At 38.9% G+C, this 25,176-nt stretch carries 26 protein-coding genes; 1 reads left to right on the top strand and 25 read right to left on the bottom strand.

Annotation, left to right across the window (positions count from 1 at the left end):
* Positions 1-5 precede the first annotated feature (5 nt).
* The 7 genes from CVD27_RS10785 to CVD27_RS10755 all read right to left on the bottom strand — a co-directional run bounded on the left by CVD27_RS10785 (position 6) and on the right by CVD27_RS10755 (position 5,735).
* Positions 6-986, bottom strand: a complete 981-nt coding sequence (locus tag CVD27_RS10785) for a thermonuclease family protein (protein ID WP_257984328.1) — start codon at positions 984-986, stop codon at positions 6-8.
* 168 nt (positions 987-1,154) lie between these two features.
* The gene (locus tag CVD27_RS10780; protein WP_101647918.1) at positions 1,155-1,955 is read right to left on the bottom strand and encodes an ABC transporter ATP-binding protein; all 801 of its coding nucleotides are present in this window, start codon (positions 1,953-1,955) and stop codon (positions 1,155-1,157) included.
* Between the two features lie 120 nt (positions 1,956-2,075).
* Entirely contained in the window at positions 2,076-2,540 is a 465-nt protein-coding gene (locus CVD27_RS10775) for a flavin reductase family protein (RefSeq protein ID WP_101647917.1), read from the bottom strand.
* A gap of 14 nt (positions 2,541-2,554) precedes the next feature.
* Positions 2,555-2,842 carry a hypothetical protein gene (locus CVD27_RS10770; RefSeq protein ID WP_101647916.1) on the bottom strand — a complete coding sequence of 96 codons (288 nt, stop codon included), beginning with the start codon at positions 2,840-2,842 and terminating at the stop codon, positions 2,555-2,557.
* 15 nt (positions 2,843-2,857) lie between these two features.
* Positions 2,858-4,279, bottom strand: a complete 1,422-nt coding sequence (locus tag CVD27_RS10765; RefSeq protein ID WP_101647915.1) for a radical SAM protein — start codon at positions 4,277-4,279, stop codon at positions 2,858-2,860.
* Positions 4,272-5,015, bottom strand: a complete 744-nt coding sequence (locus CVD27_RS10760) for a prolipoprotein diacylglyceryl transferase (protein ID WP_101647914.1) — start codon at positions 5,013-5,015, stop codon at positions 4,272-4,274. The genes CVD27_RS10765 and CVD27_RS10760 overlap by 8 nt, the downstream gene beginning before the upstream one ends.
* Before the next feature lie 66 nt (positions 5,016-5,081).
* Positions 5,082-5,735, bottom strand: coding sequence for a serine/threonine protein kinase (locus CVD27_RS10755; protein WP_180960224.1), 654 nt, complete (start codon positions 5,733-5,735; stop codon positions 5,082-5,084).
* Between the two features lie 181 nt (positions 5,736-5,916).
* On the opposite strand from CVD27_RS10755, the gene CVD27_RS10750 reads away from it, so the two are divergent.
* The gene (locus tag CVD27_RS10750) at positions 5,917-6,468 is read left to right on the top strand and encodes a GNAT family N-acetyltransferase (RefSeq protein WP_101647912.1); all 552 of its coding nucleotides are present in this window, start codon (positions 5,917-5,919) and stop codon (positions 6,466-6,468) included.
* 9 nt (positions 6,469-6,477) lie between these two features.
* Here the strand turns inward: CVD27_RS10750 and CVD27_RS10745 are convergent, their stop codons facing one another.
* The 18 genes from CVD27_RS10745 to yfmF form a co-directional block, all read right to left on the bottom strand.
* Positions 6,478-6,678 carry a hypothetical protein gene (locus CVD27_RS10745; protein ID WP_101647911.1) on the bottom strand — a complete coding sequence of 67 codons (201 nt, stop codon included), beginning with the start codon at positions 6,676-6,678 and terminating at the stop codon, positions 6,478-6,480.
* Positions 6,679-6,826: 148 nt separating this feature from the next.
* Entirely contained in the window at positions 6,827-7,372 is a 546-nt protein-coding gene (locus CVD27_RS10740; protein WP_101647910.1) for an outer spore coat protein CotE, read from the bottom strand.
* Positions 7,373-7,604: 232 nt separating this feature from the next.
* Positions 7,605-8,060 (bottom strand): RicAFT regulatory complex protein RicA family protein, encoded by a 456-nt coding sequence (locus CVD27_RS10735; protein WP_101647909.1) that lies wholly within the window; start codon positions 8,058-8,060, stop codon positions 7,605-7,607.
* A 1-nt stretch (position 8,061) separates the two neighbouring features.
* Positions 8,062-9,606, bottom strand: a complete 1,545-nt coding sequence (miaB, locus tag CVD27_RS10730) for a tRNA (N6-isopentenyl adenosine(37)-C2)-methylthiotransferase MiaB (RefSeq protein ID WP_101647908.1) — start codon at positions 9,604-9,606, stop codon at positions 8,062-8,064.
* A gap of 262 nt (positions 9,607-9,868) precedes the next feature.
* The gene (locus CVD27_RS10725; protein ID WP_101647907.1) at positions 9,869-10,735 is read right to left on the bottom strand and encodes a 2-oxoacid:ferredoxin oxidoreductase subunit beta; all 867 of its coding nucleotides are present in this window, start codon (positions 10,733-10,735) and stop codon (positions 9,869-9,871) included.
* The gene (locus tag CVD27_RS10720) at positions 10,736-12,472 is read right to left on the bottom strand and encodes a 2-oxoacid:acceptor oxidoreductase subunit alpha (RefSeq protein WP_101647906.1); all 1,737 of its coding nucleotides are present in this window, start codon (positions 12,470-12,472) and stop codon (positions 10,736-10,738) included.
* Positions 12,473-12,936: 464 nt separating this feature from the next.
* Positions 12,937-13,197, bottom strand: coding sequence for a stage V sporulation protein SpoVS (gene spoVS / locus CVD27_RS10715; RefSeq protein ID WP_003211281.1), 261 nt, complete (start codon positions 13,195-13,197; stop codon positions 12,937-12,939).
* A 204-nt stretch (positions 13,198-13,401) separates the two neighbouring features.
* Entirely contained in the window at positions 13,402-14,199 is a 798-nt protein-coding gene (locus tag CVD27_RS10710; protein ID WP_101647905.1) for a TIGR00282 family metallophosphoesterase, read from the bottom strand.
* Between the two features lie 114 nt (positions 14,200-14,313).
* Positions 14,314-15,873: a ribonuclease Y gene (gene rny, locus CVD27_RS10705; protein WP_101647904.1), complete on the bottom strand. Its 1,560-nt coding sequence runs from the start codon at positions 15,871-15,873 to the stop codon at positions 14,314-14,316.
* Positions 15,874-16,192: 319 nt separating this feature from the next.
* Positions 16,193-17,233: a recombinase RecA gene (gene recA, locus CVD27_RS10700; RefSeq protein WP_101647903.1), complete on the bottom strand. Its 1,041-nt coding sequence runs from the start codon at positions 17,231-17,233 to the stop codon at positions 16,193-16,195.
* 280 nt (positions 17,234-17,513) lie between these two features.
* Positions 17,514-18,767, bottom strand: coding sequence for a competence/damage-inducible protein A (locus CVD27_RS10695; protein ID WP_101647902.1), 1,254 nt, complete (start codon positions 18,765-18,767; stop codon positions 17,514-17,516).
* A gap of 26 nt (positions 18,768-18,793) precedes the next feature.
* Positions 18,794-19,378 (bottom strand): CDP-diacylglycerol--glycerol-3-phosphate 3-phosphatidyltransferase, encoded by a 585-nt coding sequence (gene pgsA, locus CVD27_RS10690; protein WP_101647901.1) that lies wholly within the window; start codon positions 19,376-19,378, stop codon positions 18,794-18,796.
* Between the two features lie 52 nt (positions 19,379-19,430).
* The gene (locus CVD27_RS10685) at positions 19,431-20,342 is read right to left on the bottom strand and encodes a helix-turn-helix domain-containing protein (protein WP_257984326.1); all 912 of its coding nucleotides are present in this window, start codon (positions 20,340-20,342) and stop codon (positions 19,431-19,433) included.
* A gap of 11 nt (positions 20,343-20,353) precedes the next feature.
* The gene (locus CVD27_RS10680) at positions 20,354-21,142 is read right to left on the bottom strand and encodes a DUF3388 domain-containing protein (protein WP_101647899.1); all 789 of its coding nucleotides are present in this window, start codon (positions 21,140-21,142) and stop codon (positions 20,354-20,356) included.
* A gap of 183 nt (positions 21,143-21,325) precedes the next feature.
* Complete coding sequence (locus CVD27_RS10675; protein ID WP_101647898.1) at positions 21,326-21,583, bottom strand: DUF3243 domain-containing protein; 258 nt, start codon at positions 21,581-21,583, stop codon at positions 21,326-21,328.
* A 76-nt stretch (positions 21,584-21,659) separates the two neighbouring features.
* The gene (gene ymfI / locus CVD27_RS10670; protein WP_101647897.1) at positions 21,660-22,382 is read right to left on the bottom strand and encodes an elongation factor P 5-aminopentanone reductase; all 723 of its coding nucleotides are present in this window, start codon (positions 22,380-22,382) and stop codon (positions 21,660-21,662) included.
* A 64-nt stretch (positions 22,383-22,446) separates the two neighbouring features.
* The gene (gene yfmH / locus CVD27_RS10665; RefSeq protein ID WP_101647896.1) at positions 22,447-23,739 is read right to left on the bottom strand and encodes an EF-P 5-aminopentanol modification-associated protein YfmH; all 1,293 of its coding nucleotides are present in this window, start codon (positions 23,737-23,739) and stop codon (positions 22,447-22,449) included.
* Positions 23,739-25,019, bottom strand: coding sequence for an EF-P 5-aminopentanol modification-associated protein YfmF (gene yfmF / locus CVD27_RS10660; RefSeq protein ID WP_101647895.1), 1,281 nt, complete (start codon positions 25,017-25,019; stop codon positions 23,739-23,741). Before yfmF ends, yfmH begins: the two co-directional genes overlap by 1 nt.
* Positions 25,020-25,176 lie beyond the last annotated feature (157 nt).

Raw genomic sequence — 25,176 nt, 5'->3', positions numbered from 1 at the left:
ATATCCTATGATCGCTCACATGCCCAATTATCTCTATCGCGGTCATGTCTTGATTCATAGGCAGGATGGGTGGATGGCACCCCATTTGGATAGACTTTACGCATCTCTGTGCAATTTTTGAAGGACTCAGTTTCAGAATTGGTTGTTGTGCCACTTCCAGATGTTGAGCCACTTCCAGATGTTGAGCCACTTCCAGATGTTGAGCCACTGCCCGATGCTGTGCCACTAGACGTGTTACCGCCTGAAGAAGTACCTGCAGCCTTACTGCTTGAGCTTGAGTCTAGATCCCCCTTTGTTGTCCCTTGGTTTCCGAATGCCCAAAGACCTTTATTTGCCTCCCTAGCCTCTCTGGCAAACTTGACAAAATAATCGCTGTATTTGACATCCGGTGGATAGGTTGACGGCTCCGCGTACCCGCTTAATACTAAATCTGCATTAAACATTTTTGTACGAATATCCTTTTCATCCATATCATCTTTTGGCACACTAAGCCACACGATTCTTAGCAGGCGACCATATCGATCCGTTTCAGATACATCCTTCTGAAGCCATACTTGTTTACCATTCAACTTTGAATTTGTGTAGTTACTTGCTTCTTTACCATATTGCTCATGTCTTGTCGTTGATTCAGGTGTATTGACACCAACTAAACGGACCTTTCTGCCATCTGAGGTCACAAAGGTATCTCCATCCACCACTCTGCCAACAGTAATCAATTCTAAGCCGAGTTTATTAGCTAATTCTTCTTGTGATTGTTTGGCAGCTTGTTGTTTTTCTTGTTCCTCTTTCTCCTTTTCTGCTGCTTGTTTAGCGTTCTCTGCCGTGGCTTCCTCTTCCGCATCGGCTTTTTCACTTGCTTTATTAACTTGTTCCTCTTGCTTTTGCTTATTAATTTCCTCTGTTTTTGGGTTAGGCGTTGCACTTGTGCAGCTGGCCAATACAAATAAGATGGTGACTACAATAAGAATAACTCTAATATTTTTCACGATTTTAACTCTCTCTCCTTTTTCAATCATCCATCTTAATTATACCTATTAAAATATTTAATTTGTTAATAACTATTTTTTCCATCCTATTATTTTAAATTTCATGTTAAAACTTTTGATAAGAAAAATAGGCACATGACATTCATGTGCCTTAGTTACTTTATTAAGTTAGGAATTGACTGTATCCTTTACAGACAGTTTGGATAACAGCGGGCGTTCATTTTCCCATTGTACCTTAACTGGAACATTAAAGTATTGAGTCAGCTTCTCGCTGTCAATCATAGATTTGGTCTCTCCTGCTGCAAAAACTTGTCCTTTTTTCAAAAGCAAGGTTTTACTAAATACAGGAAGAATTTCTTCCACATGGTGGGTCACATAAATAATCGTCGGTGCCTTAAGATTTTGGGTTATTCTCTCTACAGATTCTAACAATTGTTCACGGGCGATGAAATCTAACCCATTCGTCGGTTCATCAAGAATCAGTAAGGACGGATTGGCCATCAGTGCTCTAGCAATTAGGACACGTTGTTTTTCTCCCTGTGATAGGGTGTTATAGTTGCGATTGGCATAATCGATACAGCCTAACTCTTCAAGGAGCCGGATTGCCTTTTTTCTAACTTCATCAGTCGGTGTTTCATAAAGGCCAATAGAAGCATATTCACCGCTTAAGACCACTTCAAATGCATTATCGTCCGGATGAAATTTTTCTTGAAGTGACGATGACACAAATCCAATCTGCTTCCGGAGTTTTTCTGCCAGATACGTTTTCCCAAACTCTAATTCTAATACGGTAATTTTACCTTTTGTAGGAAAGTAATAAGCATTAAGCAAATTTAAGATGGCCGTTTTTCCTGAACCATTTAATCCAAATAACACCCAGTGTTCTCCTTTTTCAATCTGCCAATTAATATCTTGTAAAATCCATTTCCCGTCACGAATTAATGAGACATTTTCTAGTTGAACAACCAATTCCATCACACCTTTCATGATTATATACTATCAAAATTTTCAGAATCATACACAAATATTGTTTTAAATAAAAACGGAACCCAACTGATAAAGGGGCTCCGTTTACAGGCTAAGGTTTACCTATTCTTGTGCCAACGATCGGTATTTTCCACTAAAATAAATAAGCGGCTCAAAATCTTCGGTATGGATGTTTGTTACTTTACCGATAAACAAGGTGTGATCTCCCTCGATATGTGCAGCAGAAACTTCACAAGCAATTTGTGCGACTGCACCGGCTAATACGGGAACCTCTCCTAGCCGTTCAAACTTTACCTCTTGATGATTTTTCTGCTGTCCTGCAAAAATCATCGATAGATCCTGCTGAGAACTGCTTAGGATATTAACTGAAAATTTCCCACTCTGGTTTAATTTTTCAAGCATCTGAGCTCTTTCGGAAATCGATACTACGACTAGCTTTGGGCTGAGTGATACTGACATAAAGGCATTAGCCGTCATGCCATGTACGTTTCCCTCCACTTCTGTGGCTACAACAGTTACCCCTGTAGCGAATTTCCCCATCGCATTGCGAAATTGACGATCATCCATCCTACTTTTCCCCCTCATCCACCTAGATTACTAATCATGACTCCAAAGCAGGCTGAAAATAACAATATATTTAATGCTAAGCCAATTAATGCCCCTTGCCCCATACGAGTCTTGCCCTTTGTGAAACAGACGATTGGTATGAAAATCAAAGCGATTACCGCCAGTATGACATAAGGAAAAAATAAACCGGAGAATACCAATAAAATCAATAGTCCAAGCAAATAAATTCCAACGGTAATCCCAATACCTACCCATAGTTCCTTTAAGCTGCCTTTTGGTTTATCTCCTTGATTTGAATTCAACTAGAGTACCTCCTCTCATTCTGTTCCAACGAAGGTTTTTCCTTCTAGTTCCGCTTGAATTTTCTTTAATTCTTCCTCTTTATCATCTCGATAAAATAAATTATAGGTATCAAAAGGAATAATTCTCCCATCTGGGTGTGCGATATGAACACAGGATTTCTTGACGGAACGGACATCAAAGTTGTAAGCATCTAAAAATTGCATAATAATAACCCGAAAAACATTATCATAGCCAATTTGCCCTGGCATTGACACCTTTGGGAGGCAGCATAAAAGATCCTGCAATGATAATGCTGAAGAATCCGGTGAATGGTTAAGAGAAAACAATTTAAAAATCATATCTTTAATATGATCGTCCTGTTCAAATACAATCGTATTTCGTTCGCCCTCTAGCAGGATGTTCGGGTCAATTAAGCCGGTTAAAGGAGTAACTGTATTGTTTTGTTTTAATGCGTAGCCCATCGCCAAGCAATCAGGATGACAAGGGACAGGAATGATATCTTTTGAGCCGAATACATTTGATTGGTCGATAATCATTTGCCGCACTTCACTTAAGGTGAGACGGTTCGTCGATGGGTCGTATTCGTCCAATCTGCCAGCCGCCTGGATTGGCTGGAAAGTCACCCCTCTTACACATTTCTGTTTCAAACCATATTGAATGATTTTTCCAACCTCGTGATCGTTCAATCCCTTCTTAAGGGTGGCAACCAACGTAGTCGAAATGTTATATTCATTTAGGTTTTCAATAGCCTGTTTTCTTATGTCTCTGAGGTCGACGCCTCTTAATTCTTCTAGTGCTTCTTTTTCGAAACTATCAAATTGAAGATAGATTTCAAATCCTGGGGAATAGTTTGTAAGACGTTTCACAAACTCCTTATCTGTCGCAATTCGAAGACCATTGGTATTGACCATTATATGCCGGATAGGCCTTGATTTTGCCAGGTCAAGAATATCAAAAAACTGAGGATGAATGGTGGGCTCCCCGCCGCTGATTTGAACAATATCCGCGTGCCGTTCATTTTTAATAATATTATCCAGCATAAATTCAATTTGTTCTAAACTTCGGAAAGTCCCCTTTTGAGGTGAGGATTCTGCATAACAGATTGGACATTTCAAATTACAACGTTCCGTTACTTCTAATAATGTTAAACAGCTATGTTGTTCATGGTCTGGACACAGTCCGCAATCGTAGGGGCATCCATATTTTATCGGGGTATTCCATCGATAAGGCATTTCAGATGGCTTAATAAATTCGCGGCACCATTTATAATAAGCAACATCCGTAGAAATCAATACCTTCTCCCTTCCATGATGCATACAATGTTTCACTAAATAAACTTTTTCATTTTCAATGATGACTTTGGCTTCTACTTTTCTTAAACAGGTAGAACAAATGCTGTTCGTTAGTTCATAAAAAAGATATGGACGGTTAGGCATGGATTTCTCTCCTTTTTTCCGATTGTTTTTTTGAGACAAGCCATATGTAATAGAGGATCCCTAGTAAACTGGCAAGTTGGATATTATTAAGGATCCAATACGGATGCGGGGTTGGTTTAATAAAATCAATGAAAAAACGGAAAATCAAATAACCGAGCATAAATAATTGAAACAATAATCCTTCCCATCCCAGCTGCTTTCTTTTTAAAAAAAATAGAATGAATACAAGTAATAATAAGAAGCAGATTTCGTAAACTTGAGTTGGATGCCGCTTCACGCCATCTCCAAAATCGATTCCTGTTATCCAGGTGGTGGGGATGCCATATGTATGATCATCTAAACCTGTTAAAAAGCAGCCAATTCTCCCAATCATCATCCCCATTGCTAAGGGCAGGACAAAGTCATCACCAGTTGAACGTGTCCAGCCGATTATCTTCTTGGCCATTTCAACGCCGATCAACCCACCTAATAATCCACCCACAATGGTCTTTCCTTCCGCAAGGTAAATTAGATTTTTCCAATTTTCAACTGTTTTCACGGGATCTTCAAACCAATAAAGAACCTTCGAACCTATGGCAGCCCCTAATGAGGCCCCCACAACCACCCATATGGCTTTCTCTAAAGGAATTCTTTCTTTACTCCTTGTATAAAGGTACACTCTGAACCCAATAAAGTAGGCTAACGATTCAAATAGCAGATGCGGGTGGATGCCAAAAATATAGAAAGGGTAATGCACCAATAGCCCTCCTTCCGATAAATGTAGGTTCCATTCTATATTATCAGAAAATTCAACTCATAAGTTTTATTTTTCCAATATTCTTTTCACTCTCCGGTAAGTACGATAACCTTTTCGAATGCTATCCACAACTGTAAAAGGAATCGGGGGATGATATTTATAGAGGAATGGACGATAAATTTTGTGATACGCTTTTTTCAAATCATCCCACTTCCGGCAATAACCTTGTTTATAAAAATCGGATATATCCACGATATACCCTCTTCCTTCATACATGACAACGTTCTTCCCGTGGACATCAAAGGGATTTAAACCAACGGAACGAGCATATTCCAGGCCCCTATCGATATCCTCAATGACAAGCTTAGGAATCTGAACACCTTTTATCACTGCGTTAAATAACGTAATGCCTTCCAGCTTTTTTAAGATCAAATAATTTTCTCCATAACCATAAAGCCTTGAAAAGGATTCATGGACCCCAAGTTTTTTATAAACTTCTATTTCCTTTATAAGCTCCTCATGATTACGTCCATATACTTTTACAACCACTTCCGGGAAAGACTCATGTAAGAAAACCCCTGCATAATTACCACATCCAATCGTTTTCCATAAATGGGAGCGATTCTCTACTACAATTGGATCAAATGGACTTATAACAGATAAATTAATATTCGAGAGTAATTCGGTTTCAATTAAATTTACATACTTATTTATATTCATTTGCACACCTTCTAATAAGTTTGGACTCTATTATTTTCATAACAATAAAAAGACTCTTAGTCCGAATTTTACCAAAAATATTCCTTAATTCTAGATATTTCTTTTCGAGCAATATACAATAAAAGAAATATGCTCTGTATGCCATTATAAATTTTAATGGTGAAAAAAGAGAGGTGTGCCGATGACTTTTCCGATATTAGAAACCAAGCGCTTAAAACTAATTGAACTGAAACATCATCATATGAAGGCAGTGTATGAAATACTATCCTTAGAAGAAGTGACCCGTTTTTATGGAACTAGTCCCTTTACCTTACCAGCAGAAGCAACACGCCTAATAGATATATATCATAAGAATTATTTAGATAAGCGGGGGATTCGCTGGGGAATCAAATTAAAGGAAAATCAAAGAATTATTGGTACTTTGGGTCTGAACGTGCTGCACCTTAAAAATAAACGGGCTGAAATTGGCTATGAACTTCACCCATTATACTGGAGAAAAGGTTTTGCTGAAGAGGCTGTTAGTGAAGTGATTAAGTTTAGTTTTAAACAGCTGAATTTACATCGAATTGGTGCGGTGGTTTATCCCGAAAATGAAGCTTCCCTAGCACTACTTGAAAAACTCGGGTTTACAAACGAAGGATTACTGCGTGGCTATATGTTTCAAGATGAATATTTCCATGATACGTTTGTACTGTCATTATTGAAACCAGAATGGGAAAAAAGCCAGGAATGAACCTGGCTTTTATTCTTCAAAGTAATTCTTAACCGCTTTCGGATCCTTTACTTCTCCCTCTTGATAATATGGGTTATTTTCAGTCGCATTTTTGGGGTCAAGATTGGTTTTAATCACGATCGTTGGTGTTGCTGCACTTTCAAGAATAATTCGATCATTTAACTGATCAAAATTAGGCATTTTTTTATTTCCGGGCTGTCTAGGTTCCATATGAAGCACCTCCTAAAACTAGGATGCTAAATTTTTTAATAATCATTCATAAAACTCGGGATACCTGCTGTAATATGTATCAGTCCTTTTTTTACTCAAATATTTTATAAAAAGAAAAAAACTAGGAAGTATTACCTTCCTAGTATCTTTATTCTTCTTCCCCACCGACTAAGAAATCTGGGTTTAGTTCCTCAAATTCTTCGTCGTCCACATCTAATCCCCAATCTTCGTCATGGTCTTTGCAAGCTTCGTGGCTAACTTTGACACAAATCTTTGTTTCACCAATGACTTCGACAAGGAATTCCCTTTCCACATGGACGATAATTCTATTGCCATTTGGGGAAATCACTGCTTCGACACAATTAGGCTGTTGCAGCACTCGTGCACAAATCTCATTGTCGTCAAGGCAGTCATGGTCACGATACTTTAGCTTAATGACATCTGTGTACTGAACTCTTTCAGTTACCACCTCTGTTTTGGTATTATCGTTAAATGAATACCAAACATTCACATCATACGAGCCGTGTATCTCTACAGTTTTGCCAACTTTTTTCGCATTGTATTTATGGTTGATGATCCAACAGCCAAGAATACTTGTTGGATTATGCGCCGGGCTAATCGTATGATTGGACTGGGTGAATTTACGTCCTTTCGCTACTACGGCCTTCGTAATTATCTCTCTGTATTCTCCCATTTCGCGCGAACCCTCCTCATTCATTTTCAATTCATCGTATGCGTGAGATTAGACTAGTGTGAAATATATTTTTGCGAATACTGGTTAAAAGTTTAGTCATGCTTCATTTTATGCGGGATTTATGGGTGTGTGCCTTTTATTGCCTGTACTTTCAGAGGAAGGTTATATGGGAATTTTAAGTAAAATGAGGACAAAAGAAAACCAGACTTCAAATATGAAGCCTGGTTGCTTTTTAATGCTCGTGATCGCAGTCGCCGTGGTTGTCGCAGGCACCGCCGCCATTTTTCAAGCTGGCGCCCGTTTCGCCCATTAATACGTCCCCGCCTGTTGAAATAATGATTTCATCTGTAACGGTATTCGAAATAGTCGAAGCAATTAACTGAAGCAGTTCATTTACCTCTACTTGAGATTGTTTAAAGTCCTGAACAACAGGTATTTCATCCAATTCTTTTTCAATGGATGCAATCTTGTTTTCGACCTTCTTTAATGCCTCTGACTTGCCATAATGCTGCAAGTTCACAGCCTGCTTTTGTAATCCTTTAATATCAGAAATTAACGTTTTAATCTTTTGATTCTCATGGATATGAGCTTCTGCCCGTTTAAAAAAATCAACTTCTTCTGTTTCTGCAATCATTCGAGCTAGTTCTGCTGCACGAGCGACGATATCGTCTTTTGTATACTTCGCCACTTTATTTCACCTCAACTGGTTCTAATTCTTCCACCATTTCTCCATTTAATGACCATGTTTTTGCTTCTGTAATCTTCACTTTAATAATCTTTCCGATTGTTGATTTAGGAGCAACCACGTTAACAAGCTTGTTTCTAGAAGTGTAGCCTGCAAGAACCTCTGGATTGTTCTTACTTTCCCCTTCGATTAGAACATCAACAATTTGACCTTCATGTTTTTTCATCGCTTCTAACGAAAGCTCATTCACCAAATTGTTTAGACGTTGAAGACGTTCTTTCTTCACTTCCAACGGAACGTTATCTTCCATTTTCGCAGCAGGTGTACCTTCACGTGGAGAATAAATAAAGGTATAAGCTAATTCATAACCTACTTCACGGTAAAGTGACATTGTTTCTTCAAACTGCTCATCGGTCTCATTAGGATAGCCGACAATAATATCCGTTGTTAAAGCTACATTTGGGATAGCCGCCTTAATTTTTCTAACTAGCTCTAAATATTGTTCTCTTGTATATTTACGAGCCATAATTTTCAGGACGTCTGTAGAACCTGACTGAACGGGTAAATGGATATGATCCATCAGATTTCCGCCCTTGGCAAGGACTTCGATTAAACGGTCATCAAAGTCACGTGGATGGCTAGTTGTAAAACGAATTCTTGGAATGTCGATTTTACGTAGTTCATCCATTAGATCCCCAAGCCCATAGTTCATCCCCTCTAAGTCTTTACCATACGCATTCACGTTTTGACCCAATAAGGTAACCTCTTGATAGCCTTGTGCTGCTAAATGGCGGACTTCCTGGATAATTTCCTCCGGTAGGCGGCTGCGTTCTTTACCTCGTGTGTAAGGAACGATACAGTAAGTACAGAATTTGTCACAACCGTACATAATGTTAACCCATGCTTTAATTTTCCCACGACGTACCTTCGGAAGATTTTCGATAACGTCGCCTTCTTTTGACCATACTTCGACAACCATTTCCTTTGACATGTAGGCTTCATTCAAGATGTTTGGAAGGCGGTGGATATTATGTGTACCAAAAATCATGTCTACATGGTGATAGGTTTTTAAAATTTTATTAACAACTGATTCTTCCTGAGACATACATCCACATACACCTAGAAGAAGATCCGGCTTTTCCATTTTAAGAGCCTTTAAATGTCCAAGTTCACCAAAAACCTTGTTTTCCGCATTTTCACGGATGGCACAAGTATTTAGAAGAATGACATTCGCATCCTCCGTGTTGTCGGTTGGTTCATAGCCTAATGCAAGGAAGATCCCTGCCATAACCTCTGTATCATGCTCATTCATTTGACAGCCATACGTACGGATGTAGAACTTACGGCCTTCACCCATTCCTCTAAATTCTTCAGGAATAGCAAAGTCAGTATGATACTTTACTTCTTCTTTACCACGTTTTTTTGCATCTTTTAAAGAAGGTGCCGTAATGACTTTCTCGAAGTATTTGCTGTAATCCTTGGCGGATTTTTTGTCCGAAGAATTAGCACTATCTACTTGCTGGCCTTCTAATCTTTGTTTTTCATTCATTTGTTTGTAAACCCCTTTCTTTAAAAATAACCTCGAAATGTCTATTAAATTTTCAATTGTTATTTATTACCTGTGCTCATTAGAAAAGTCCGCACATTATTATAGTATAAAGGTTTACATGAATGAAAACAATAGAAATCCCTGTCAACAAGTGTGTTTAGCGTAAGAGCATTCAAATAAATAGTATTGAATCAAAAAGTTTCCTGACTCAAGTTGAAACCGTAAAAAAACCCGTGGAATAGACTCCCACGGGGTAGGTTGATTACATAAATTCGGCAACTAGTTTATCAAAGTGTGCCTGATCAAGAGTTAATTCAGCCTTGGTTAATGGTTCTTCCGCATAACCAGGAATTAATTCTTGGTATGAAGGACGCTCCGTGTTTTGATAAATTAGACCAGTAACTAAGCCGTTATGCTTCATTAATGTCTGCATAGCCAATTCACGGTTGGATGGGTCATATCCTTCAATCGTACTTAGTTTTGTCAGATTTTCCTTAAACCAGTCATATGTGTTGACTTTATTGTAAGTTACACATGGGCTGAATACGTTAATTAAGGAGAAACCTTTATGTTTAATTCCAGCCTCAATTAGGGCTGTAAGATCTTTTAAGTCTGTAGAGAAGCTTTGTGCGACGAATGTAGCACCTACAGTTAAGGCCATTTCCATTGGCGAAATCGCTTGTTCAATGGAACCCATTGGTGTAGATTTTGTTTTAAAACCTACGGCCGAACGTGGGGAAGTCTGCCCCTTTGTTAAACCATAAATTTGGTTATCCATAACGATGTAAGTAATATCTACGTTTCGACGAATAGCATGAACCGTATGTCCCATTCCGATCGCATAACCGTCACCGTCACCGCCGGAAGCAATTACAGTTAAATCACGGTTAGCCATTTTAACACCTTGGGCAATTGGAAGTGAACGGCCATGAATTCCATGGAAACCGTATGAATTAATATAACCAGAGATACGTCCGGAACAGCCGATCCCTGAAATTACGGCTAAATTTTCTGGTTCTAAACCACAATTTGCTGCTGCACGCTGCATTGCTGCTTGTACGGAGAAGTCGCCACATCCAGGGCACCAGTTCGGTTTAACATCATTTCTAAAGTCTTTAAAAGTGGCCACTTAGAACAACTCCTTACATTTTGAATGAACTTCGTGAGGTAGGAATGGATTTCCATCATATTTAACATATTTTGTGATCTTTTCAGCATGACCAACATTCATTTTCATAATGTTTGCTAACTGTCCAGTCGCATTGTTTTCAACCACGATTACCTTCTTCGCAGCTTGAACTAATGGAAGGACTTCCTCAGTTGGGAATGGATGAATTAGACGAATTTGGGCATGATTTACTTTCAAACCGTCTTTCTCCAAACGAACCATTGCTTCTTCAATGGCACCGCGAGTAGAGTTAAATCCTACAATTAATAAATCTGGATTTTCGTGTGGTGCATTCTTATAAACCGGTGTATTAAAACGAATTTTTTCAACTTTACGCATACGTTTATCCATTTGAGCAATCCGGTTTGCAGCGGATTCTGAAGGTTTACCAGTCTCAGCATGCTCTACACCAGTAACGTGATGGATTCCGTTTTTCATCCCAGGGATGGTACGAGGTGAAACGCCATCTTCCGTTACTTCATAACGCTTGAAATAACCTTTATTTTCAATCTCTGGAAGCTCTTCTGTTACTAGCTTTCCTCGTCTAATTTCTACTTTAGAAGCGTCTAAAGGTTCCACCGTTTGTTTTCCTAGTGATAATTGAAGGTCTGATAATACGATAACCGGACATTGGTACTCTTCCGCAAGGTTAAAAGCTTCTGCTGTATCATAGAAAGCTTCTTGAACTGTACTTGGCGCTAAAACGATTTTTGGAATTTCACCATGTGTCCCGTAAATCATCGCCATTAAGTCAGATTGCTCTTGCTTTGTCGGTAATCCTGTTGAAGGACCCCCACGCTGTGTATCAACGATAACAAGCGGAGTTTCTGTAATACCAGCTAGTCCGATTGCTTCCATCTTCAATGATAATCCAGGGCCTGATGAAGCTGTTAGTGCACGGATACCACCGTAGCTCGCACCAATCGTCATCGTACATGCTGCGATTTCATCTTCCGTTTGGATAACTGTTCCGCCTACTGCTGGCAGTTTTTTAATTAAATATTCCATGATATCAGAAGCAGGTGTAATAGGATAAGCAGCCATGAATCGACATCCGCCAGCCATAGCACCTAATGCGATAGCGTCATTACCAATCATATACATACGGTGTTTGCCGTCTGCTTTTTCAAGTACCATTGTCGGTACAGATGCATCCATTTTTTCTTTCATATAGTCGTAGCCTGCTTTTATAGCATCCATATTCTTAGCTACAACCTTATCACCTTTTTTACCGAAAATCTCTCGAACTACTTCTTCAAAAACTTGAATATCCAAATCTAGAACAGCAGAGGTAGCCCCAATGGCAACCATGTTCTTCATTAAGGAAGTCCCAAGTTCTGTTGCAATTTCAGTGAATGGAACCGCATACAAGGAGGCTTCAGTGTCTTCTGGTTTCTTTGGATCAAATTTTGCATCAGCGAGGATTACACCATTACTGTGCAGTTCTTGGTAGTTAACATCAATAGTTTCTTGGTCGAACGCTACAAGGATATCAAGGTCATCAGAAATAGAGCGAACCTCAGTAGTGCTAACTCTGATTTTATTATTTGTATGACCGCCTTTAATACGAGATGAAAAGTGACGATAACCATACAAGTAATATCCTAGGCGATTCAGTGCGATTGCAAAGATTTCCCCAGTACTTTCAATACCTTCCCCTTGTTGTCCGCCAACTTTCCACGAAAGTTGATTGATCATTCCCTTACACCCCTTTGGATATGTAAAAATAAGTAGTCTAAATCATTTAGATTATAGCACAATTCCAAGTAATCCACTAGAGATTAGCCTATGAAAACGCAATAAAGACTAAATAGTCAGAATTAAGAATATGTACTAAACGCTTACAATTCTAGACCTATGAACTCAAAATTGCAACCCTTTGGCTCGAAATATTGTCTAAAATATGAATATTTTTTTATTATTAAAAAATTGCTAGGAAAATTTCGTTAATTTATAGATTAAATAGGCAATTTTACTTGCTTTTCTTCATTTTTTTATTATTCTGTCCTATTTTTTTGTTATATAGCAGAATAATAATATAACAGTTTTTTATAGTACATTTATGTAATTTTTATATCCTTCGTCATACAAAAAACCTGCTCAGGAATTCTCCCTGAGCAGGTTGGTGTGTAATCTTCTTTGTTGTTTACATAGGACTAATTTTACCTTGGCTCAACAATGAGTTTAATAGCAGTGCGTTCTTCCCCGTCAATTAAAATGTCGGTAAACGCAGGGATACAGATTAAATCAACTCCGCTAGGTGCTACAAATCCTCTTGCAATCGCTACTGCCTTAACGGCTTGATTCAATGCACCCGCACCAATTGCCTGAATTTCTGCAGCACCTCTTTCACGCAGAACTCCGGCAAGTGCACCAGCTACAGAATTAGGATTAGATTTTGCTGAAACTTTTAATATTTCCATTCCTAGCTCCCCCTTAGAAAAATCCCGATCCCGCATGAGTATTTCATGAACCAATCAGGTTATAACATTCCACTGCTACTATATTCATCTGTGAAAAGACATATTCCGGCTTGGACGAAAAAAGGCAAGCAATTTGCATAAAAACTTATTCAGAAGGGGGAGTTTATTTGCTTTTAGATAAAAAACTCCTCTATGGGAGTTTTCTTAACTATAATATGGATGATCGTCATTAATTTGGATTGGGACGATTTTCTTTGTAAATCCTGTTTTTCGGTCTAACTCTATGTAAACCGCACTGAGCTGATTTCTCCCCGATGTCGGTACCTCAAACCTTACCGGCAGGCTAGTTAGAAATCTTTTTAGAACAGCCTCTTTATCTACTCCAAGAATCCCGTCGTAAGGGCCTGTCATGCCCACATCTGATAAGTAACCAGTACCGCCAGGTAAAACTCTGTTGTCGGCCGTTTGAACATGTGTATGGGTACCTATAACGGCTGAGACTCTTCCATCCAAATACCAGCCCATTGCCTGCTTTTCACTGGTCACTTCAGCATGAAAGTCAACAAAGATAAATGGTGTCCTTTCTCTGGCAATTTGAACTAATTCATCCGCTTTTTTAAATGGACAATCCAATGGAGCCATAAACGTTCGGCCTTGGAGATTTATAACCGCGATTTCAAATTCATTCACTTTATAAAATGCAAGCCCTTTGCCAGGAGTACCTTCAGGAAAATTCGCAGGTCTAACCATGTTTTTCGCTGAATCGATAAACTCAAATATCTCTCTGTTGTCCCACGCATGATTGCCAAGAGTGATCGCCTGAGCCCCCTGGCTTAAAAACTCACGATAAATTTTTTCGGTAATCCCCTTGCCCCCTGCAGCATTTTCACCATTTATGATTGTAAAATGTGGCCGATATTTTTCCTTTAATTTTGGCAGATATTCTTTCACCATATCTCTGCCTGGTGAGCCAACGACATCACCTATAAAAAGTAGATTCATTTTATTCCCTTTCGTCAAAAAAAATTAGTATTGTTTAAATTGTATCACAAGTAGTTCTTCTTTAATCACAATAGGCAGTCAGGCAAAAAAATAAAGCAGTGCATGTGCACCGCTTTATTTTGCATATTCAACAGCCCGTGTTTCACGGATAACTGTCACTTTAATATGTCCAGGATAATCAAGTTCCTCTTCGATTCGTTTACGAATATCACGTGCTAGTCGATGGGCAGCAAGATCATCTATTGCATCTGGTCTTACAATGATACGTACTTCTCTACCAGCTTGAATCGCAAATGATTTTTCAACGCCTTCATAAGACTCTGATATCTCTTCCAGCTTTTCAAGACGTCGGATATAGTTTTCGAGAGTTTCACTACGTGCTCCAGGTCTGGCTGCGGACAGTGCATCTGCTGCAGCAACAAGAACGGCAATGATAGATGTAGGCTCTGTATCACCATGGTGGGACGCAATACTATTTATTACTACGGGGTGTTCCTTGTATTTCGTTGCAAGTTCTACACCGATTTCCACATGGCTTCCTTCTACCTCATGGTCAATTGCTTTACCGATGTCATGAAGCAATCCGGCACGACGGGCAAGTGTTTCATCCTGACCAAGCTCGGCAGCTAATAAACCTGAAAGCTGGGCCACTTCCATAGAATGCTTAAGGACGTTCTGCCCATAGCTGGTACGGAATTTTAAGCGGCCAAGGATTTTAATAAGATCGGGATGTAGTCCATGAACTCCCACTTCAAAGGTTGTTTGCTCCCCAACTTCACGAATATACTCATCCACTTCTCGACGGGATTTTTCAACCATTTCCTCGATTCGTGCTGGATGGATTCGTCCGTCTTGGACTAATTTCTCTAAAGCTAGGCGAGCTGTTTCTCTTCGAATTGGATCAAAACCTGATAAAATGACAGCTTCAGGAGTATCATCAATAATCAAATCAATTCCTGTTAATGTTTCAAGTGTACGAATGTTTCGTCCTTCACGGCCAATAATTCGGCCTTTCATTTCGTCATTAGGAAGGTTGACGACAGAGACAGTCGTTTCCGCAACATGGTCAGCAGCGCAACGCTGGATGGCTAAGGAAAGAATTTCCTTCGCTTTCTTGTCGGCTTCCTCTTTCGCTCGGTTTTCACTCTCTTTAATCATTATGGCAGTGTCATGGGTAAGTTCTTGCTCCATTCTGTCGATAATGATTGATTTTGCTTCCTCGCGTGTTAAGCTCGAAATTCGTTCGAGTTCAGTTTGTTGTTTTCGTACCAACTCGTCCACTTTGCTTTCCATCTCTTCAATATGCTGTTGTCTTTGGTTTAGAGAATCATCCTTCTTTTCTAAAAGATTTTCACGCTTATTTAACGTTTCCTCTTTTCGATCTAAATTCTCTTCTCTTTGCAGTAAACGGTTTTCTTGTTTTTGCATTTCATTTCTTCGTTCACGAACCTCACGTTCAGCTTCTGTGCGAAGCTTGTGAATTTCATCCTTTGCTTCAAGCAAAGCTTCTTTTTTCAATGAATCCGCATCACGTTTAGCATCTTCAAGAATCTGCTCTGCAGCATTCTTTGCGCCTGCTACTTTTGCATCAGCAATGGATTTATGAACAAAATAGCCAACAACGGCACCGACGATAAGGCCAAGCAAAATGGAGATGATAGTAATTAGATCCAATCGTTACACCTCCTCTTGCTATGAACTTTTGTTCTTTTTTTTAAGTGTCGGCAAGTACATTGTTTAGACTCAACATACACCAAGCACCAAGGCTTTTCGCAATGTAATATTTCCAAAAATGTAAAATATACATGTTAATTGTAAAGCTGTGAATATTTATTGTCAAGGCTTAGTCCAATTAGCTTTTTGAAATATTTAGAATTTCTCATAAAATTCTTGGTAGTTTTGTAAAGTACAATATGAATAATTATAAAATATAATGCATTAATATTCATTTTATAAAAAAAGCAAAACCTTTATTGGTTTTGCTTTTTAAAAACTAGTCTAGTAAATCAAACTGCTCATTGTCCTCTGTTTCCGTTACAACTTTATCTCCATCTAGACCGTAGTGTTCTCGGATTTTTTGATGGATATCTTGACGGATATCTGGGTTTTCTTTTAAGAATAATTTCGCATTTTCACGGCCTTGGCCAAGTCTTTCATCGTTATAAGAATACCAGGATCCGCTTTTTTGAACGATATCCAGTTCAGATCCTAAATCGATGATTTCACCCTCTTTAGAGATCCCTTCTCCATACATGATATCGACTTCAGCTGTACGGAATGGTGGTGCCACTTTATTCTTTACGACTTTAATTTTTGTCTTGTTACCAACCATGTCATTACCTTGTTTTAAAGTTTCTGCACGGCGTACTTCAAGACGGATGGTGGAGTAGAACTTTAATGCACGTCCACCTGGAGTTGTCTCGGGGTTCCCAAACATGACTCCTACCTTTTCACGAATCTGGTTAATGAAGACTGCGATTGTTTTTGATTTATTGATAGCACCTGATAGTTTACGAAGAGCTTGTGACATTAAGCGGGCTTGTAAACCTACGTGTGCGTCACCCATTTCGCCTTCAATCTCTGCTTTAGGAACTAGAGCTGCAACGGAGTCAATAACGATAATATCGACCGCACCGCTTCGTACTAATGCTTCAGCGATTTCAAGTGCCTGTTCACCAGTATCAGGCTGTGATAATAGTAATTCATCAATGTTAACACCTAATTTTTGAGCATAGGTTGGGTCAAGAGCGTGTTCAGCATCGATAAACGCTGCTTGTCCGCCTTTTGCCTGTACTTCTGCAATTGCATGAAGAGCAACGGTTGTTTTACCTGAACTTTCTGGACCGTAAATTTCAATAATACGTCCTCTAGGGTATCCGCCCACTCCAAGTGCCGCATCAAGTGCTAAGGAGCCGCTTGGTACTGTTGATATTCTTGTCTCGGTTTGTTCTCCCATTTTCATAATGGAGCCTTTACCAAATTGTTTTTCTATTTGCTTTAACGCCATTTCTAAGGCGGCTTTACGGTCACTCACAAATAGTTCCTCCTTTTTTATATAAAGAAAATTAATTATCATTAAGAGTCTATCAAAATAAATCCTATAAATACTATACCTTCTTTTAGTCTATTTGTCGAGTAAAAAAGCGAACATTTATTCGACCGTTTTATAAACAATTTATACTAGGAAACAAACCATATTACCCCTATTTTTGTCTTTCTATTCAAGAAAACTTACTGATAAAGATATTTCCCTCTCTTATCTGAAAAATCAAACTTCTACTCATTCGCTCAAAACAAAAAATCACAGAACACTATTAAGCATTCTGTGATTCTTTTAAATTGCGCAAAGCATAATAACATCCATATTTCACCGCACGATTGCGGATTGCTTCTCTTGTTCCGCCGAGAGTAAGCTTTTCAACTACCGTCGGCCTTCCCTTCAAAGCTACCCCAATATAAACCGTCCCAACCGGCTTTCCTTCTAGTTCATTCGGTCCTGCTACACCTGTGAAACTAACGCCAATATCAGCACCTAACAACGCAGCAGCATTTTCCGCGAGTTCTAAGGCACATTGTTCACTCACGGCCCCATCCTTTTCAAGTGTTTCTTGTTTCACTTGAAGAACGTTGTGCTTCACTTCATTTGAATAGCAAACGATTCCGCCTTTAAACACAGAACTAGCGCCGCCAATCGAGGTCATCTCCTTCTGGAACAAGCCCCCCGTTAAACTCTCAGCCGCTGTAATGGTTAGTTTTCTTTCTTTCAGAACCTTTGTCAGCTCTGATAACAATGAGGTGTTATCATATCCATAAATAAACTGACCTACACGCTGACTAATGGCTTTCTCTACTTCATCCAACATAGATTGAGCTATTCCCTCATCTACGTGTTTCGCTGTCAGCCTCAGCGTTACCTCTCCATCTCCTGCAAGAGGGGCAATCGTTGGATTACTTTGTGCATCAATAAGGTCGATAATTTCTGTTTCCAATGCCGCTTCCCCAATTCCAAAGAAACGAAGAACCCTAGAAACAATTTTTTCTTGAAATGCATCTTTAGATGCCAATGCCGGGTATCCATATTGGCGAAACATAGGTTCCATTTCCTTTGGAGGACCTGGTAAAAGCATATAGGTATTACCGTTTGATTCAAGGACCATCCCAGGAGCCATCCCGTGGTCATTTGGAAGGATTTGAGAGCCTTCTAACACCCATGCCTGCTTTCGATTATTCTCTGTCATCACACGATTGGTTCGTGCAAAATATTGCTCGATTGACTCAAGGGCCTTTTGATCCGTCACAAGATTTTTTCCCAAGTGACGGGCAATCGTTTCCTTGGTTAAATCATCTTTGGTTGGTCCCAAACCACCGGTGAAAATAATGACATTGGCGCGCGTTTCAGCTGTTTTAATCGCTGACAACAGCCTGTCAGGATTGTCCCCAACTACCGTATGAAAATATACGTTAATACCTAACTCAGCTAATTGCTGTGAAATAAAACGTGCGTTGGTATTCACAATTTGCCCAAGTAATAACTCGGAACCAACCGCAATAATCTCAGCATTCTTCAACCCAGTCACCCCTTAGTAAAACCGTATTATTTTGAATTCTTTAACACATGGCTGTTTTTAGCGAAATAATCCCAGCCGGACCAAATGGTAAAAATCATCGCAACCCATAATGCTAAAATATCAAATCGAAACGAAATCATTTCAAAAATAATATTATGTAGTAATAGCGAAGAAATGGCGATAATTTGTGTCCATGTCTTAATTTTACCAAGCATATTTGCTGCAACTACCTCTCCTTCACCCGCTAATAATAAGCGAAGCCCGGTTACAGCAAATTCCCTGCTGATAATAATGATGACAATCCATGAAGGAGCATATACATCGTTAAGTTCAACCAGAACGATTAATGCAGCTGATACTAATAATTTATCAGCCAGCGGATCAAGGAATTTCCCCATATTTGTTACCAGGTTATACTTACGAGCATAATGCCCATCCACCCAGTCTGTACATGATGCAATTATAAAAATAAGAGCGCCCACAAAATGGGTAACAGGCATATCTGCTCCAAGAAGGTGCATGTCGCCCCAATCAAAGGGTACGAGCATAATAATTAAGAATAAAGGGATTAATAGGATCCTTGATACCGTTATTCTATTAGGGATATTCATAATTTCTTCTCCTTATCATTGAAAAAAGTGAAAAATAGCCATCAGCAGATGACTATTCATTCTTCAGAACATGTTGAATCTTGATGTTCTGAACATTGGCTGTTGCCGGGATGGCATACTCAAGCTTTTGGTCATTAACATAAATATCTGTATCTGCGGCGTTTCCGACCCTAATGACAGCCATATTTTCTGCGGATAAATCTTGCTTTTGACTCTCAGTTTGCCCTTTTCTAAGAGTTCCTTGGAAAAAGGTTTTTTGTTTTCCATTTTTAATGCTTACCCAAGTGTTGCCTTTTGAAACTAACTTGATTACAAATTTATCAGCATTTTTCAAATCATAGGTTGTCGTATTCCCTTGGGTTTGAACAGCCTTCAATTCCTGCTTTGGAGTATCAGCAATCGGAGTCGTTTCCTCTTCCGTTTTGGCTGTATCTTTATCTGTTTTAGTAGCAGTGCTTTCTTGTTTTTTCGTCTGATCAGCCTTTACCTTTTCAAGCTGATCCGATTTTTCAATTTTAACCTGCTCCCTGTCATTGCTAACCGATTCATTGGCATTATCGCCAGCATGATTGGAAATAAAGTAATATAAGACACTAGCAACCCCAATGACAAAAACACCGATTATAACTTTTGGGAGTATATCAAATATTTTAGAATTTCCTTCTGAAATAGCTTTGTGTGTCTGCACCCGTGATAAATGATGCATCTCATCATTATGAGAGGCTGGAATCTCGTTTTTATAGGTTTCAAAGATTTCATCAGGATTTAGGTTTAACGCTTCTGCATATTGTTTAATAAAGGCCCTTACATAAAAATTTCCGGGCATACTCGCGTAATTACCTTCTTCAATTCCAACTAAATAGCGTTTTTGGATTTTGGTTATGGCCTGAAGATCGTCTAAGCTTAAGTTTTTAGCTAATCGGGCTTCCTTTAATCGATTCCCTAGTTCCGTCACCTGTAACACCTTCCAATTTATTAAAAATCAAAATCTCCAAAATCAGATCCGGAGAACATATTATGTTGATCCACGACATCATAGGTTATTTCTTCATCAGCGTGGTTACGAAGTTCAATAATATAATCGAAATCGTCAAGCGTGTACTCTGAATTTTGTACAAAGATATCAGGATGTTCAATCACTTTAACTGAAGGCATGCGCATTATTTCACGAACAAGCTGCCAGTGACGCTCATTTGCACGTCTAGTCGATACAATTCCATCAAGGATAAACAAGTTGTTTGCATTGTACTCATCCTCGATCAGTTGATTGCGGATGGTTTGTTTTAATAAAGTAGAAGAAACAAACAACCAGCGCTTATTTGCACAAACACTTGCCGCAACGAGTGATTCCGTTTTACCAACGCGAGGCATACCGCGAATACCGATGAGTTTATGCCCCTCCTGCTTAAATAATTCTGCCATAAAATCAACTAATAATCCAAGCTCATCCCTTACAAAACGGAAAGTTTTTTTATCATCAGCGTCCCTTTGAATATAGCGGCCATGTCTGACTGCTAATCTGTCACGCAGTTTCGGCTCTCTTAGTTTTATTAGTTTTATTGTGTCCATTGTATTTAAAATTGACTCAAGCCGTTTTATTTGATCATCATCTTTCGCTAAAATTAATAATCCGCGCCTGCCTTCATCTACACCATTAATAGTGACAATATTAATTGCAAGCATACCTAATAAAGAAGAAATGTCACCCAAAAGACCAGGGCGGTTTTTTTGAATCTCATATTCTAAGTACCATTCTTTTTTCATAAATAAAAAACCCCCAAAAAGAAGTTTCGACATTTTTTTTATACTTCCACGACGTCTAAACTTTATAATAAATGATTTTGATAGAAGATGAAAGAAAAAACACAGAATATGAGCTATTTATTAAAAAAAGAATACATTCGTTATTAAATGTGAAAAGAGAGGAGACCCTGAGGTCCCTCTCTCTTAGCGTGAGCCGTTATTTGAAATGAGTTTAACCATCATATTGGCAATGGCCTGCTGTTCTTGTTTGTCAGCCACGGACCAAAGATCTGCAAGAATTCTTTCTTGTTCATTTTTCGGTTCAACCTGGTTTGCTAAGTAATCACCGATTTGAAAAGCAAGGTTACTAACAGCGCCCTCACTCATACCTTCATTTTGTGCATGATGAAGACGATCGGCTAAGAAGTCTTCCCATTGTTTCCAGTTTTCTAAAACAGACATTGTATTCCCTCCTTTAGAATGGTACAAGGATATTTTGCGAAGAAGCATCAAGAACTATTCATCGATAATTGTAAAATTATGTGTACCATCCACCGTTAACAGACAACACTTGTCCCGTCATATAGGAAGACTCTTCTGAGAGTAAGAATGCTGCACTTGAAGCAATTTCTTCTGGCTTGGCTATTCTCCCCATTGGGATGTCAAAGGAGATTTGTTCTATTTCTTCCTGTGTGAAACCTTCCATCATTGGGGTATCCACAGCACCTGGGGCAATGGCATTGACACGAATTCCATTTAAAGCCACTTCTTTACTAAGCGCTTTAACAAAAGCAATTTGCGCCCCCTTAGCGGCGGAGTAGGCCACTTCACATGCAGCACCCGTCTGTCCCCATATAGAGGTAATCACAATGATATTACCTGAGCGTTTAGTTAAAAATTTAGGTAATAATTCTTTTGTTAACATCAATGGATTTAAGACATGAATATTAAATAATTCCTGTGCTTCGTCTTGCTTTAAATCCACCAGCAGCCCATAATGACTTTTTCCTCCGCAATGAATCAACGCATCTAAGGAAAAAATATGCGGTAAAATCGATTTGTATCCAATTGGCGAAGTAAAGTCGGCCTGAACGGGTATGTATTCTCCGCCGAAGGGTTCGAGTTTATTTCTTAGTTCTCGGATGGTTTGTTCGTTTTTATTGTAATGCAGATATAAATGATATCCTTTCGCAGCTAAATGTAAAGCTAACGCTTGTCCGATTCCTCCGCTTGCTCCCGTTAATAATACATATTTTCTCAATTACATCACTCTTTCATCAAATAAGGACATGCAAAGAAGCGCCGTGGCACGACGCTTCTTTCGCCTACTTTTGTTTTGGTACAACCTGGCATACAGAGAACCGTTCCTCTGAAATAACTTCAGAAGCCAGCTTTTGAACATCCTGTAAGGTAATCTTTTCGAGTGTTGGTACCACATCGAATAAATTCATATCGTTAAAGGCGTATCGAGTAAATTGATTCGCAATATATTCTGGTGAGTTAACAGCTCGTAAAAAGGCGCCAATTTTCTTCTTTTTTGCTCTTTCTAATTGTTCTTCGTTAAACATACTGCCCTGTTTTGCAGCAAGAAGCATTTCTTGCAGTCGATCTGCAAGTTGATCCGGTTCACTTGTGTCTCCTCCTACCATAGCAAACCCAAAGCCTTGTTCTTGTGTATAGTCATAGGAGAAGGTTTCATCGACAAGTGCTTCATCATAGAGTTTATTATAGTTTTCAGAACTTTTTCCAAACAATAAATCGAGCAGCACATTCATGGTAAGCTCGTTTTTAAGCAGCTCCTCACCTGATTGGTCCACATGAAGCGCTTTGATTCCAATGAGTGTTTTAGAAGTCTGGACATTCATTTGTAGGACCTGTTTCTTTTCAGCCGCTTGCGGCGGCTCTTCCTCAAACTTACGTTTGATTTCAGGCATATCTTTATAATCTTTTTTTGCTTGGTTGTCTCGTACCTGAGTCATTATTTTTTCAGGGTCAACTGGACCCACGATAAATAACAGCATGTTGCTTGGATGGTAGAAGGTATTGTAACACTCATATAGCCAATCTTTATCAATTTCCGCAATGGATTCAATGGTCCCTGCAATATCAATCTTAACAGGATGATTTTGATACAAGTTTTGAATTAAGCCAAAGTATAGCCGCCAGTCTGGATTATCATCATACATGGTGATTTCCTGACCAATAATCCCCTTTTCTTTTTCAACCGATTTTTCGGAAAAATAAGGGCTTTGGACAAAATCAATCAATGTTTCTAAATTCTTTTCCACATCAGAGGTACTTGAAAATAAATAGGCCGTACGCGTAAACGATGTAAAGGCGTTAGCTGATGCTCCTTGACGGCTGAACTGCTGAAACACATCTCCATCCTCTTTTTCAAACAGCTTATGCTCTAAGAAGTGTGCAATTCCATCTGGCACCTTTACAAATTCTTCTTTACCGAGTGGAACAAAGGTATTATCTACCGAACCATATTTCGTAGTAAAGGTCGCATATGTTTTATTAAAGCCTTTCTTTGGCAGAATATAAACATTTAGCCCATTCGACATTTTTTCATGAAAAAGTTCTTCCTGAAGCTGGTCAAAAGTAATTTTTTCCATTATTTGCCCGCCTCCGTTCCAGTTAAGAAATAGATGGTATCAAGCTGAATCTTATTTGCTGCATCTATGATTTCTTCTTTTGTCACCTTATTCATTTCACTCATCCAGGTATCAAGCGAAATGTTCGTAGCTGCTACCACATTATGATAAAGGATTTCGGTTAAACCTCTGGCTGTATCCACAGTCTCCATAATTTGATTTTGAATAACCGCTTTCGTTTGGACTAATTCTTGGTCAGTGAAGTCCCCTTTTTTCATGGCATCCATTTGTTCATGAATAATTCCAACAGCCTGATCATAATTTTTCAAATCAATCCCTGACATCACCATCATAAGGCCTTTATGGCTTTCAAGACGGCTGGCTGCGTAATAGGCAAGGCTGGCTTTTTCGCGAACATTAATAAATAATTTAGAATGAGAAAAGCCGCCAAAGATGCCGTTGAAAACTTGAAGTGCAAAATACTCAGGATCCCCATAAACGATATTTGTCCGGTACCCGATATTTAATTTTCCTTGTTTGACATCCTGTGCTTCTTTTACCTCATTGACTTCCGTTCGATTTGTTGTATTTTCCGTTTGAAGTTTTTTCGGTGTCCGATTTTCAAAGTGAAGTAATTGGTTGGCAAATTGTTTTACTTCCTCTTCTTTTACATCCCCGATGACATAAAGATCCATTTCATCTTCTAAAAAAGCTTTTTGATAGTATTCGTATAAATTTTCAGGTGTAATTGAATCTACCGCGTCTGCTTCACCATTAACCTGCAATGCATAAGGCTCACCCTTACACATTTCCTCTAGTAAGCGGACATTAGAATAGCGCATTTTATCATCGAAAACAGATTGGATCCTGGATTTGAGCACACGCTTTTCTTTTTCGACAGTATCCTTATCGAAAGCATTTCCAGATGCATTTGGATTGGTCAGTATCTCTGTCAGCAGTTCAAACCCTTTTTTCAAAAGAGGGGTTGGGTCGCTTAAAAATTTCTCGTTGGCAATTTCTATTGTTACGCTCATGACATGGTATTCACCTTTTTTGGCTAAATCAACAAAAAGGGTCGCACCATATAATTCATCTAAATAAGATCGTAATGCGGTTGTGGAAGAATATTTGGCTGAGCTGCTTTGTAATACATGAGGGAGCAGTGCCCGTTTTGTTACATCCTCTTTTTTTAAAGGAGCTTTCATTCTCCAAACAAATGTATTCGTCTTATACTTTTCTGTTTCAATAACATGGAGTTTATAACCCTGCAATTCTGAAATTTTTTCTGCAGTTGAGTCCATTTGTACTCCTCCTTTTTGGTAAAGGGCTTACTTTTAGAATATGTAAACATTTTTCTTTATATCTTTTCCTTTTGTAAAAATACCTATACTTCTTACTATAATTTGCCAGGCCTGTTCAAGACAAGAAAATAAACTCAATTAATCGAGTAGAGGGAAA

The organism is Neobacillus cucumis (genome assembly GCF_002860255.1).
Taxonomy (GTDB): domain Bacteria; phylum Bacillota; class Bacilli; order Bacillales; family Cytobacillaceae; genus Neobacillus; species Neobacillus cucumis_A.
The sequence above is the reverse complement of the archived record's forward strand: the minus strand, read 5'-3'. Positions and strand labels throughout refer to the sequence as shown.

Excerpts from the sequence above, each read along its gene's own strand:
- CVD27_RS10775 (WP_101647917.1), bottom strand. The coding sequence starts at position 2,540 with ATGGATGATCGTCAATTTCGCAATGCGATGGGGAAATTCGCTACAGGG.
- CVD27_RS10765 (WP_101647915.1), bottom strand. The coding sequence starts at position 4,279 with ATGCCTAACCGTCCATATCTTTTTTATGAACTAACGAACAGCATTTGT.
- CVD27_RS10755 (WP_180960224.1), bottom strand. The coding sequence starts at position 5,735 with ATGAATATAAATAAGTATGTAAATTTAATTGAAACCGAATTACTCTCG.
- CVD27_RS10750 (WP_101647912.1), top strand. The coding sequence starts at position 5,917 with ATGACTTTTCCGATATTAGAAACCAAGCGCTTAAAACTAATTGAACTG.
- CVD27_RS10745 (WP_101647911.1), bottom strand. The coding sequence starts at position 6,678 with ATGGAACCTAGACAGCCCGGAAATAAAAAAATGCCTAATTTTGATCAG.
- CVD27_RS10740 (WP_101647910.1), bottom strand. The coding sequence starts at position 7,372 with ATGGGAGAATACAGAGAGATAATTACGAAGGCCGTAGTAGCGAAAGGA.
- miaB (WP_101647908.1), bottom strand. The coding sequence starts at position 9,606 with ATGAATGAAAAACAAAGATTAGAAGGCCAGCAAGTAGATAGTGCTAAT.
- CVD27_RS10720 (WP_101647906.1), bottom strand. The coding sequence starts at position 12,472 with ATGATCAATCAACTTTCGTGGAAAGTTGGCGGACAACAAGGGGAAGGT.
- spoVS (WP_003211281.1), bottom strand. The coding sequence starts at position 13,197 with ATGGAAATATTAAAAGTTTCAGCAAAATCTAATCCTAATTCTGTAGCT.
- CVD27_RS10710 (WP_101647905.1), bottom strand. The coding sequence starts at position 14,199 with ATGAATCTACTTTTTATAGGTGATGTCGTTGGCTCACCAGGCAGAGAT.
- pgsA (WP_101647901.1), bottom strand. The coding sequence starts at position 19,378 with ATGAATATCCCTAATAGAATAACGGTATCAAGGATCCTATTAATCCCT.
- CVD27_RS10680 (WP_101647899.1), bottom strand. The coding sequence starts at position 21,142 with ATGAAAAAAGAATGGTACTTAGAATATGAGATTCAAAAAAACCGCCCT.
- CVD27_RS10675 (WP_101647898.1), bottom strand. The coding sequence starts at position 21,583 with ATGTCTGTTTTAGAAAACTGGAAACAATGGGAAGACTTCTTAGCCGAT.
- yfmH (WP_101647896.1), bottom strand. The coding sequence starts at position 23,739 with ATGGAAAAAATTACTTTTGACCAGCTTCAGGAAGAACTTTTTCATGAA.
- yfmF (WP_101647895.1), bottom strand. The coding sequence starts at position 25,019 with ATGGACTCAACTGCAGAAAAAATTTCAGAATTGCAGGGTTATAAACTC.